This is a genomic window from Lysobacter gummosus (genome assembly GCF_001442805.1).
Lineage (GTDB): Bacteria > Pseudomonadota > Gammaproteobacteria > Xanthomonadales > Xanthomonadaceae > Lysobacter > Lysobacter gummosus.
The window spans coordinates 4,853,225-4,864,731 of record NZ_CP011131.1; the positions used below are offsets into that span (position 1 = coordinate 4,853,225).

10 protein-coding genes are annotated in these 11,507 nt (G+C 67.1%); 3 read left to right on the plus strand and 7 right to left on the minus strand.

Annotated elements, in window-relative coordinates; translation table 11 throughout:
- The first annotated feature begins 82 nt into the window (after positions 1-82).
- Complete coding sequence (locus LG3211_RS19755; protein ID WP_057944323.1) at positions 83-1,126, plus strand: pyridoxal-phosphate dependent enzyme; 1,044 nt, start codon at positions 83-85, stop codon at positions 1,124-1,126.
- 81 nt (positions 1,127-1,207) lie between these two features.
- On the opposite strand, the gene LG3211_RS19760 is transcribed toward LG3211_RS19755, so the two are convergent.
- Entirely contained in the window at positions 1,208-2,101 is an 894-nt protein-coding gene (locus LG3211_RS19760; RefSeq protein WP_057944324.1) for a LysR substrate-binding domain-containing protein, read from the minus strand.
- 140 nt (positions 2,102-2,241) lie between these two features.
- Here LG3211_RS19760 and LG3211_RS19765 point away from each other — a divergent pair, with 140 nt between their 5' ends.
- Entirely contained in the window at positions 2,242-2,946 is a 705-nt protein-coding gene (locus LG3211_RS19765; protein WP_057944325.1) for a glutathione S-transferase family protein, read from the plus strand.
- A 216-nt stretch (positions 2,947-3,162) separates the two neighbouring features.
- Here the strand turns inward: LG3211_RS19765 and LG3211_RS19770 are convergent, their stop codons facing one another.
- Together LG3211_RS19770 and LG3211_RS19775 are read right to left on the minus strand one after the other, a co-directional pair.
- On the minus strand, positions 3,163-4,302 hold the full coding sequence (locus tag LG3211_RS19770; RefSeq protein WP_057944326.1) for a fatty acid desaturase family protein: 1,140 nt from the start codon (positions 4,300-4,302) through the stop codon (positions 3,163-3,165).
- A gap of 7 nt (positions 4,303-4,309) precedes the next feature.
- Positions 4,310-5,416, minus strand: coding sequence for a ferredoxin reductase (locus LG3211_RS19775; protein WP_057944327.1), 1,107 nt, complete (start codon positions 5,414-5,416; stop codon positions 4,310-4,312).
- 101 nt (positions 5,417-5,517) lie between these two features.
- Here LG3211_RS19775 and fabR point away from each other — a divergent pair, with 101 nt between their 5' ends.
- Positions 5,518-6,195, plus strand: a complete 678-nt coding sequence (gene fabR / locus LG3211_RS19780) for an HTH-type transcriptional repressor FabR (protein WP_386816087.1) — start codon at positions 5,518-5,520, stop codon at positions 6,193-6,195.
- Positions 6,196-6,228: 33 nt separating this feature from the next.
- On the opposite strand, the gene LG3211_RS19785 is transcribed toward fabR, so the two are convergent.
- From LG3211_RS19785 to LG3211_RS19800, 4 genes are all read right to left on the minus strand, one after another.
- Positions 6,229-6,720, minus strand: a complete 492-nt coding sequence (locus tag LG3211_RS19785) for a hypothetical protein (RefSeq protein ID WP_148649030.1) — start codon at positions 6,718-6,720, stop codon at positions 6,229-6,231.
- A 74-nt stretch (positions 6,721-6,794) separates the two neighbouring features.
- Positions 6,795-7,265, minus strand: a complete 471-nt coding sequence (locus LG3211_RS19790) for a hypothetical protein (RefSeq protein WP_057944329.1) — start codon at positions 7,263-7,265, stop codon at positions 6,795-6,797.
- A gap of 114 nt (positions 7,266-7,379) precedes the next feature.
- Positions 7,380-8,222, minus strand: coding sequence for an ATP-grasp domain-containing protein (locus LG3211_RS19795; RefSeq protein ID WP_057944330.1), 843 nt, complete (start codon positions 8,220-8,222; stop codon positions 7,380-7,382).
- Between the two features lie 255 nt (positions 8,223-8,477).
- The gene (locus LG3211_RS19800; protein WP_057944331.1) at positions 8,478-11,063 is read right to left on the minus strand and encodes a hypothetical protein; all 2,586 of its coding nucleotides are present in this window, start codon (positions 11,061-11,063) and stop codon (positions 8,478-8,480) included.
- Positions 11,064-11,507: the final 444 nt, after the last annotated feature.

Below are 11,507 nucleotides of genomic sequence, written 5' to 3' on the forward strand. Positions count from 1 at the left end.
GCGGCGCGATCGCGCGGTTTTTTCGCATCGCGCGGCCCCGGGATGCGGCGCAAGCGCGCGGCGGCGCCGCCACACTGGCGGCATGAACGACTCCTGGCTCAACGACCCGGCGCAACTGTGGTCGGACTATCGCCCCACCCGACTGCTCGATCTGCCCGAACTGGCGCAACACTGCGGCGTGCGGCGCGTGCTGGCCAAGGCCGAGAACGAACGGCCGCTGGGCAATTTCAAAGTTCTCGGCGGCATGGTCGCCGGCCTGCGCGCGTTGAGCCGGCTGACCGGCGCGCGTTCGCTGGAGCAGTTGCGTCAGGCTTGCGGCGGCCGCGCAACGAGGCCGCGATTGATCTGCGCCAGCGACGGTAATCACGGCCTGTCGGTGAGCGCGGCAGCGCAGCGCGCAGGCGCGGCGGCGCGCGTCTACTTGCCCGCGGCGGTGTCGCCGGCGCGCGCCGCGCGCATCCGCGCGCTCGGCGGCGAGGTGGTGCGCGTGGACGGCAGCTACGACGACGCAGTGCTGGCCGCGCACGCCGCGGCGGCGCGCGGCGACGGCGTGTTGATCGCCGATACCAGCGCCGACCCGGCCGATCCAGTGGTCGCCGATGTCATGGCCGGTTACGGCCTGATCGCGCGCGAACTGCACGCGCAGTTGCGCGAGCGCGCGCACGAACGACCCAGCCACGTCTTCGTGCAGGCCGGCGTCGGCGGACTCGCCGCGGCGATGGCCGAAGGCTTGCACGCGCAGTTGCGCCTGCCTGCGCGCATCGTCGCGGTCGAACCGCGATCGGCCGCCTGCCTCGCCCACGCCTTGGCGCGCGCGGCGCCGGTGCGGATCGACGGCGACCTGGACACCTGCGCGGAAATGCTTTCGTGCGGTCTGGCCTCGGCCTCGGCATTGGCCGTGCTGCAGCGGCACCGGGTGAGCGCGTTGAGCGTCGATGAAGCCCAGTTGTCGGCCGCGCCCGCGCTGTTGCGCGCCGGCGGCGGGCCCGACAGCAGCGCGTCCGGCGCCGCCGGATGGGCCGGACTGCTGCATGCGACCGCCGATCCCGCCCTGCGCGATGCGCACGGCCTGGACGCCGACAGCAGCGTGCTGTTGCTGATCACCGAAGGCGCGATGCGCGAGTAGAGCGGTGCACGCAGCGCGCATTCGTTCGCAAGTAATGCGTGAACCGGCAACGACGCGACCGCGAACGCTCGCGTCGCGGCATCACCGCCGCGACAGGCAATCGAGCAGGAATTCCACGGTCGCGCGCACACCGGGCAACTGGCCGCGGCGATGCGGCATCACCAGCGTCGTCGTCACCTGTCCCGCGCTCCATTGCGGCAGCACCCGGCGCAGGCGGCCGTCTGCGAGTTCGTCGCGGCACATGCGCTGCGGCAACACCGTCACGCCGAGCCCGGCGACCGCGGCGGCGCACAGCACGCGGCCTTCGTTGGCGGTCATGCGCGCGATCGGCTCGACCTCGATGCGGGCGCCAGCCGCGTCTTCGAGCGTCCACGCCGTGCGTCCGGACAGGCCGGTCAGCAGGGCGTCGTGCCCGGCCAGATCCTGCGGCCGCTGCGGTTCGCCGCGCTGCGCCAGATACGCCGGCGCGGCGACCACGACGATGGTTTCCACCAGCGCCTGACGCTGGATCAGGCCCGAATCGGGCAAGGGCGCGAAGTGGCTGCGCACGCCGATGTCGTAGCCCTCCTGGACCAGATCGACCCAGCGATCGCTGACGTCGAGTTGCACATGCAGGCGCGGATACGCCCGCGCCAGCGCCGGCAGATGTTCGGCCAGATAGTCCTGCGCGGTCGGCACGCCGCAGGTGATGCGGACCTTGCCGCTGGGTTCGGCGACGCGGCGGCGCACGATGTTCTCCGCCGCCTCGGTTTCGATCAGCGCCGCGCGCGCGTGCTCGTGGAAGTCGCGGCCGGTGTCGGTGAGGGTGAAGCTGCGCGAGGTGCGGTGGATCAGGCGCACGCCGAGTTCCTCCTCCAGCGCCGCCACCCGCTTGCTGACCGTGGACTTGGGCACGCCGAGCCGGCGCGAGGCCGCGGCGAAGCCGCCGTGCTCGACCGCGGCGGCGAACAAGACCAGATCGTTGAGATTGAGCATGCCCGCAAAGTACACAAGCGTGGACTTTGAGTCCACTTTTCCCCGACTACACAGCCAAAGTCCACGAACTTACAGTGACTCCACCGCCGCGACACGCACACAGCCTGTGTCCCGGCTCACTCACTTAAGAAGGAAACCCCATGTCCCCGATCCTTTACTACGGCGTCCCCTCCGGCTGCTCGTTCGGCTCCATCGTCGCGCTGGAATGGTCCGGCCTGCCCTACCGGCTGGCGCGAGTGGAGATGCCCGAGATGATCCACACCGACGCCTACCGCACCATCAACCCGGTCGGCGAAACCCCGGCGCTGCTGACCGAGTCGGGCGACGCCTTGGTCGAAAGCATGGCCATCCTCAACCACATCGGCGCCAACGCCGTCGCCAGCGGCATCGCCTACCGGCAGGGCACGCGCGAGTTCGACGAACTCAACCGCATGCTCGCTTTCCTCAACACCACCTTCTTCAATTCCTTCGCCTCGCTGTGGCATGTTCTGGAGCACGAAGTGGACGAGGCGACCAAGGCCGCGCTGACCGAATACGGTCGCGGCCGCGTGGTGCGGGCGCATGAGGAGTTGGAGCGCATGCTCGGCGACAAGCCCTGGCTGCTGGGCGAACATCGCACCTTGGCCGATGCGTATTTCGTCGGCATTGCCCGCTGGACCAAGTATCACGAGGTCGTCGATCGTCGCGACTATCCGAACTTGCAGCGCCTGTACGACAAGCTGCAGGCCGATCCGGCGGTGGTTTTCGCGCATGCGATCGAACAGCAGCAGCCGGCTCGCAGCAGCGGCGGGTTTCTAGGCGAGGTCGCTTTGGATGAGGCGGTGCGGTACAAGCGGGCGGCTTGATCGGCGCTTGGAGAGTTAAGAGCAAATCCCCCCTGCCCCCCCTTTTTCAAAGGGAACCGATCGCCGCGAATCCTCGAGGCCTGCAGGCAGACGCGCTGATATGACGCGTCGATTTACCTACGCAGGCCTTGCGGCTTCAACTCGTCCCATCCCTTTAGAAAAGGGGGCAAGCATCCGCGAAGCGGATGCGGGGGATTTGAGCTGTTGCTGTCGCCCTCAAGCCTCAGCAACCGCCTCAGCCCGCACCAGCGGCCGCCGCTTGCCCGGCCGGCTAGGCCACGCATGCCGCAAGATCCGCCAAATCACCTGCGCGAACTGCTTAGGCAGCGAACCAGTATCGTAATGCTGGCCGTATCGCCCGCAGATCTCCCGAACCTCCACCGCCAACGCCGCATAGCGCCGCGCCGGAATGTCCGGATAGAAATGATGCTCGATCTGATGGCTCAGATTGCCCGTCATCAGATCCATCCACTTGCCGCCGGTAAGATTCGCCGACCCGCGCAACTGGCGCAGATACCAATGCCCGCGCGACTCGTTGCGTACCGATTCCTTCGGGAACACTTCCACATCCGTGGTGAAGTGACCGCAGAAGATCACCGTGTAAGTCCAGATGTTGCGCATCACGTTGGCGATCAGGTTGCCGATCAGCACCGGCAGGAAAAACGGCCCGGCCAGCGCCGGAAACAGCACGTAGTCCTTGAGCAACTGCTTGCCCATCTTGCGGCCGACCGGCGCGAACTTGCGCCACATCGCCCGATGCGTGGTCTTGCCGGCCAGCCAGCGGCCCACGCGCAGTTCCTGGATCGCCACGCCCCACTCGAACAGGATCGCGAACACCACCGCGATGAACGGCTGCAGCAGATAGAACGCGCGCCAGCGCTGCTCGGGGAACAGACGCAGCAGGCCGTAGCCGATGTCGTCGTCCATGCCGCGCACGTTGGTCCAGGTGTGGTGCATGTAGTTGTGGGTTTTGCGCCAGTTGTCGCCGGTGGCGACGATGTCCCACTCGTAGGTCTTGCCGTCCAGGTGCGGATCGCGCATCCAGTCGTACTGGCCGTGCATGACGTTGTGGCCGACTTCCATGTTCTCCAGGATCTTCGCCAGGCCCAGCAACACCGTGCCGGCGATGCAGGCCGGCCAGAACAGCCACGACACGAACGCACCGCCGATCGCGCCGACGAACAGCAGCAGGCGGCCGAACAGGCTGATGTAGCGCACGGCCGCGACCACGCGGCGGATGTAGTCGGCATCGACCCGGCCCAGTTGGGCGACGGTGCGCGCGCGCAGCGCGTCGAGTTCTTCGCCGAAGCGGTCGAGTTCGGTCGGGGTCAGCGGACGATTGCGGGCAGTGGTCATGAGCGGATCACAGATCGAGGACGAGGTGGCTGGTCGCGCTGTTCACGCACAGACGCAGCGAAGACACCGGTTCGGCCTGAACATCGCCGGTGTGCAGATGACGGGTGGTGCCGGAGGTTTTGCCGCACGAGCAGGTGTTGCACAGACCCATGCGGCAACCCGAGGGCAGCTTCAGGCCTTGCGATTCCAGCGCGGTCAGCAGCGACTCGCCGCGCGGCAGTTCCACGGTGCGGCCGCTGCGCGCGAGCAGGACTTCGACCGTGCCGCTTTCTTCCAGCGTGCGCGGCGGCGGCGTGAAAGCTTCCGCGGCGAAGGCGCGCGCCTGCGCGGCGCCGGACTCGCGCGCCTGCACGACGAAACCGCCCGGGCCGCAGGCATAGACCTGACGCGCGGACAGATCGCCGACATGCCTGGCCAGCAGCGCCGGATCGATGCGGCCGGCGTCTTCGTCGTCGTCGCGCGGCTCCTGCCGGGTCAGCAGAAAGCGCACGCGGAAATTCGGATGCCGGGCCGCGATCTCGCGCAGCTCATCGACGAAACATAATTCTTCGCGGCGACGCGCCCAATACAACACGGTCAGCGGCGCCGGCATGCCTTGCGCGGCCAGTTCGCGCGTCATCGCCATCAACGGCGTGATGCCGCTGCCGGCGGCGAGAAACAGCCACGCGCCATCGACGCGTTCGGGCAGCACCATGTCGCCGAAAGCGGCGCCGAGTTCCAGCACGTCGCCGACCTTGGCCTCGCCGTGCAGATGGCGGCTGAGCTTGCCGCCCTCGATCGCCTTGACCGTGATGGCGATGCGGCCGTCGCCGCGCGGCGCGTGCGACAGGCTGTAGCTGCGCTGCACCAGGACACCATCGATACGCGCGCCGACCATCAGATGCTGACCGGCGCGGGCGCCGCGCCAGTGCCGGTTCGGCGCCAGCAGCAGGGTCACCGCGTCGGCCGAGGCCTCGCTGCGGCCGACGATGCGCGCCAGCGAGCGCTCCCAGGACCAGGTCGGATGGAGCCTGGAGGCCCAGAAATCAAAGACTTGCGGAGCCACCAGGGGCGCGATGAGCCGTCGAAGACGGCTCTGGGGGCGGCGGGTGGAGGGGCGGATGGCAGCGTTCATAGCCGGAACTATACACATATCCGCACAGGTGTGTGCACAACCGTATATTAATTCCGTAACAGAGGTATCATGTGCGCTGCCCGTCTTCGCGCCAGCCATCCGTGAGCCAACGCCTCCATACCGATATCGACGCCGATACGCACCCGGGCCGCAAGGCGACGATCTCCCGTGAGGACCTGATCGCCGCCGCGCTGAAACTGATCGGACCGCACCGCAGCGTGTCCAGCCTGAGCCTGCGCGAGGTCGCGCGCGAAGCGGGCATCGCCCCGAACAGTTTCTATCGCCAATTCCGCGACACCGACGAACTGGCGGTGGCGCTGATCGACCTCGCCGGACAATCCCTGCGCCAGATCGTCGGCGAAGCGCGCCAGCGCGTGGCCGCGCGCCGCAGCATCGTGCGCAGCTCGATCGAAGCGTTCATGGATCAACTGCGCGCCGACGACAAACTGCTGCACGTACTGCTGCGCGAAGGCACGGTCGGCTCGGACGCGTTCAAGCGCGCGGTCGATCGCGAGCTGTCGTTTTTCGAAGAAGAGCTGCGGGTCGACCTGATCCGCCTGGCCGCGATCGACAAGGTCACGCTGTACGAACCGGCCCTGGTCGCGCGGTCGATCACCCGCCTGGTGTTCGCCATGGGCGCCACCGCCATGGACATGCCGCGCGAGAAAGACCCCGAGCTGATCGAACAGATGAGCGTGATGGTGCGGATGATCCTGGCCGGCTCACGGGCGATGTCGATGGCGGCGAAGAACGCGGCCAGAAGCGCGGCCAATCGCTGAGCGCGTTCCGGCGCTGGCGCCACCGCGCGCAGATCAGCGCAGCGGCAATTCGAAGAACGACATCGGCTGCGCATCGGGCGTGGCCAGCAGGCTGGCCAACAGCGCGGCGAACTGCCTGGGATCGGGTTCGCAGCCCGGGCCCCAGTTGTAGCGCCCGCGCGCGTCGCGCTCGGCGATCATCGTCAACTCCCTGCCGTCGGGCAGCACGGATTTTTCCAGATAAAACACCCGCACCGGCTGCGGGCGCACGATAACGGCGAGGAAATACACTTCGTTGCGCTGCTGCGGCGCGGGCAGGCTCAACATCAGCATGCTCGGCCCGTCTTCGCCGACGCGCAGGCGGTCGATCGCGATGCCGTCCTCGCCGACGCGATCGTCCTCGGGCAGATCCTCGCCGACCTGCGCCCAGAACTTGCGCAAGGCCTGCACGCCGCCTTCGCCGCCGAACGCGTTGACGAAGGCCACCGGTTCGCCGACGGCGAAATCGGCCAGCAGGTATTTCATTCGCAGATGATGGGCGCGCATGGGCGGACTCGATCGATATCGCGGGAAAGAAGTCTTGCGCGGGTTATCGGCGAAGCGGACATCGCCGGCGCGGCTCAGCGCAGATCATTGACCACGATGCCGCGCTTGCGCAATCGCTCGATGATCTCCCGATCGTGGTGCTTCCACAGATCCCCGGCCACCACCGCCTCGGTGCTGCCGTCCTCGTAGGTTGCCGTCCACACTTCCTCGCTCACCCGTCGGCCGCGCCGCGCCGTGCGTTCGCGCACGCCGATCGCGATCTCGCGCACCCGCGCCAGATCGAAACCTTTCGGCCCGTAGCCGGGCATGAACCAGATCCCGTGCGGCTGCTCCAGGCGTCGCTCATCTAGCGTCACCCGATCGAGAAACATCCCCGGCGCCATCACCCCGCCGACCAGCGCCGCCATCAGGAAACACACGAAGGCAAAACGCAGCGCCAGCTTCTGCTTATGGCGCCGCTTGATGAAGAACACGCCCAGGGCGGCCAGCGCCAGGGCTACCGCGGTTACGGCCAGCGGGATGTAGAGCGCGAGCTTGTAGGTCATTGCAGAGTGTTCCTGGGCAAGGCGGGCGGTGATCCGGCGCGGATGTTCCCACGCGCGCTTACGCGGCGCCGCTAGGGAAAACCCCACGCAGCAGACGTCTGCCAAGCATTACGTTCAGACCGCGCCCTGCCCCGGCTGCGCCAGCTCGATCCGTTCGAGTATCGCGCTCCAGATCGCCCGGGGCGGCGCCGCGGCGTAGCCCGATTCCTGCGCATCATTGCATTCGATGACGATCCAGCGACCGTCCACGGCCCTGGCTATATCGACCACAAGGAACGGCACTTGCAGACGCCGCGCCGCCTCGTGCGCCAGCGCGAGTCCGGTGTCGATATCGTCGCAGGCATAGTCGGCCGCCTGATACCAATAGCGGCCCCACCCCACGCAATGCCCGCGCCACCAGAAACTACGGAACTCCATCGACGCCGGCACCTTTCCGGGGATACCGCCCGCTACCGGCTGCAGCGGCACGAACTCGCGCACGACCGGCCGCTGCCAATGCAGTACCGGATCGCGGCGGTATTGCTCAGCGGCCCATACGTATTGACCGCGATCGCGAATGATCGACAGTTTCAGATTGTGCTTGTTGGTCTGACGCGAGCCCTTGAGGAAGATCGGCCAGGCAAACTCGCGCTCTATCTCCGTCGCGTCCGGCAATTGCTCGAAAATCCGCGTGCGCGGCGTCATGTCGGTCAGTAGCGGATACCACACCGACAACTCGCTGGCCCGCTCGTGCTGCTCGGGCGTGTTCACCGGACGCAAACCCCAATCGAGCTTTTCCTGGTACTGCGCGGCATAGTCCTCGACCGCGCCGACGCGCAGGACGCAGGGGGTGTCGCCTTCGAAAAATGCCGGATGGCTGCAGCGAAAATACAGTTCGAAATCGAAGTCGTAGACCGCGACGCCGACCGGCGCGCTGACGATCGTCAACTTGTCTTCCAATAATGCGATCCGCAGCATGGCCGTGTCCCTACGATGGCCGCGGACGCTATCTCGCGTCGCGTGCTCTGGTGGGAACGATAACGTCTGGCCGGGAAAAAACCACTGCGGCCGTGGTTGATCCGGCCTGTGGCATCGTCATGCGTACGGTTGAAGAGCCAATCCCCCGCGCGGCGGGCGCTCCCGTACTTCGGGCTTTCGTCGCGCGCAGCCCCCCTTTTTCAAAGGGGGCGAATTTACGCGCCTGTTTGTGGCCTGGGTCTGTCGGCCCGGCGGTCAGGGCAAGTACTTCAATGCATTGTCCGCATCGGACTGCGAAAGCCGGCCGGCCTTCACCGCATCGCCGATCGCGGCCCGGGCGTCGCCACTCCACAGATCGCCGTAGCCGGAAATGAACTGAGTGAAGCTTTCCAGGCGACCATCCTGCTGCAGTCGGCCGATCATCTCGGCGCGGTAGGCCGGGTCGCTGTTGTTCTTGAGGTCGTTGCCCAGGCTCATTTCCCAAGTCGTGCTCAAGCCGTCGCGCTCGTAATCGCGCACCGCCGCGTCGCGCTGTTCGGCCGCCTGGCCGAACAACTCCGGCGATTGCTGCTTGGCGTAATCGCTCGCGTCCGGATACAGGTTCTCGACGAAGCCGCGCAACTGCTGCGCATACTGCTCCGGCGAAGGATTGGCGTTGCTGCGCTGGTTGAACAGGTCCCAGGCGAATTCGGAATTATCCTGCGCGAGTTTCTCCGCGAAGGGCTGCACTTCCGAACCGGTCAGGCCGCAGGCCTTGGCCGCATCGACGAAGGCCTGCGCATGTCCGGGCGAGAACGCGATGCCCGGCTGGGACTTGATCAACGACTGCACCTGCTCGGGCGTCATGTCCAAGTCCTTGGTCATCTCGTACAGCTTGGAACCGCTGGCGACCATGTTGTCGATGATCGCCGGGTCCACGCCGGCCTCCTTCAACAAGCCGCGGATCTCGTCGCGGCGTTCGCCGCCGTTGATCAGCTCGCCGACGAAGCCGCCGACGCCGGAGACGATGCCGCCGATGCCGGCCACGATCGCGCCGGGAATCGCGGTGGGCGGGAAGCACTCAAGCGCGCTGCCGAGCACGCCGATGGTGTCGCCGAACAAGGCGATGGCGTAGCCGACGTTGCCGTCCTTCGCCTCGCCGAAGCTGTGCACGAACGAGGCGGTGTTGGCGATCAGGCCCAGCCCGGGCGCCAGCTTCGCGGCGAAACCGGCCGCGCCGGTGAAGGTGCCGGCGTACTGCGCCAGCCGTCCGCTCTCGGCCAGGCCGTTGAGCGCGCCGGAAATCAGGCGCGCGCCGTTTTCGCCGGCCTGGGCATAGCCCTTGACCGCGTTGACGTAGTCGCCTTCCTTGCCCGCCGCGGTCGCCGACACCGCGCCGAGCACCACGCCCGCGCCGGCGAACGCGCGCATGGTCGGCGAGGCATCGTTGTAGAGCTTGGAGTAATAGTCGATCGCCTTGAAATCGCCCTTGGCGAAGGCGTCGAGGACTTTCTGCCCCTCGCTGAAATCCTTGTAGCCGCCCCACGCCGGCACGCCCTTGCCGATGGCGTCCATCAGGTTGGTGAACTGCGCCTGCGCGGCGCTGACGCTGCCGTCGTTCTTGGCCAGCAGTTCGGCCATCGCCGAGGACGACGCGTTGGTCAGCACCTCGCCGTTGAGATCGGTGAACTTCGCGAACGCGGCGCCCAGGGCCGAATCCGGAACGCGCTGCACATCGGCCAGGTATTGCAGGGCGGTGATGCCGTGGCCGCTTTCGGCCAGGGCGACGACCGAATCGTGGACCTGCTGCGCTACTTCGGGATCGCGCACCGAGGCGTCGAGCACCGCGTCGCGATTGCTCGCCAGATAATCGTTGAGCGCCTGCGAGGTCTGGATCGCCTTGTCGTAGGTCGGCTTGTGATCGGGGTCGTTGCGATACGCCTCGATGAACTTCGCCTGCTGCTGCGGCGTCAGCGGGCCGGCTTCGGCCAACAATCCGCCGAGTTCCTTGTCGAGCTTGGCCGCATCGTCCTTCGCGCTCTTCTGCGCGCCGCTCAGATCATCGACCTTGTCCGCGACCGCGCGCGAGGCGTCGGTGGGCCCGACCTGCGACAGGCCGATTCGCTGCGCGACGTCGGTCCAGACCGGATTGGTCGCCGCATCGCTGCGGATGTCGCTTTCCTTCAGCGTGCCGCGCTGCAGGCCGGCATCGACCAGATTGGCGAACGCATCGCGGCGGGCGTCGCCTTGCGCGTCGGCGCCCCAGCTGTAATTACCGGAGGCGTCTTTCTGGAACAGACTGCCCGGCATGGTGCTGGCGCCAGCCTGCAGTTCGCCGCCGTCCTTCGACAGCCGCGCCAGTTCGCCCAGATAGGCCTGATCGTTGGGATGCGCCTTGGCCAGTTCGGTCAACTGATAGGTCGAGGTGATGCCGGTGCCCTGCACCTGATCCTTGTAGTCCTGCTGCGCCTGACTGACCTGCTGATCGACCGGCACGCTCGACACCGGCGCCGGATCGTCGGCGGGCTTGCCGGCGGACAGGTTGGCGTACTCCTCGCGCACCGTCGCCGGGCTGCGCGTTTCCACCGCGTCGTTGACCGCGTCCTTGCCGAACACCGATTCGACTTTCAGCAACTGCGGCGCGTCGAGCTTGGCCGCCAGATCGTTGACGAAATCGGTGCGGTCGCTGACCGACATCGCCTCGACGTCGGTCTTCAGCTGCGCCTGCTGCTCCGGCGTCATCTGCTTGATCGCGGCGTTGGCCTGCGCCGGATCGGCCTTCTTCAACTCCGGCGGCGTAGGCGGCGGGGGCGGAGGCGGCGGCGAGATGTAGGGAGTGCGGTCGTCGATCATCATGACCATGGCGCTGTCCTCGCAGGCGGTGACTCAAGCGGACAGCCTAGGGCGTCGCGATGTGCGGTGATACTGGGGACAGCCCTAGTGATTTCGCGGTTTTCCCTGTTCAGCGTGACCGTCGCGCGGAGTGCGCGCGCATGGAGGCCGCGCCGCGAACCGCCGCCGCTCACAGGGAGAACGACGTCGGTCGCGACGCGGCCGGAACTCGTTCCAGTGCATGCCGGCCCGGTCTCGCGCGATCCGATTCGATCGCGCCAAGTGTTGCGAGCCCACGCTAGACAAGCGCATGAGGATTTACGAGGACGATTCCGGGAACAAACCGGGCCGCATCGGGACAGCCCGCGATCCGTTGCGCATTGCAGCGAATTCGCAGTGCGATGGGCATCGCGCTCGTTACTGCGGCGTCGCTCGGCGCTGTGATCCCAGACAGTCATGCGACTGAAACGCGGG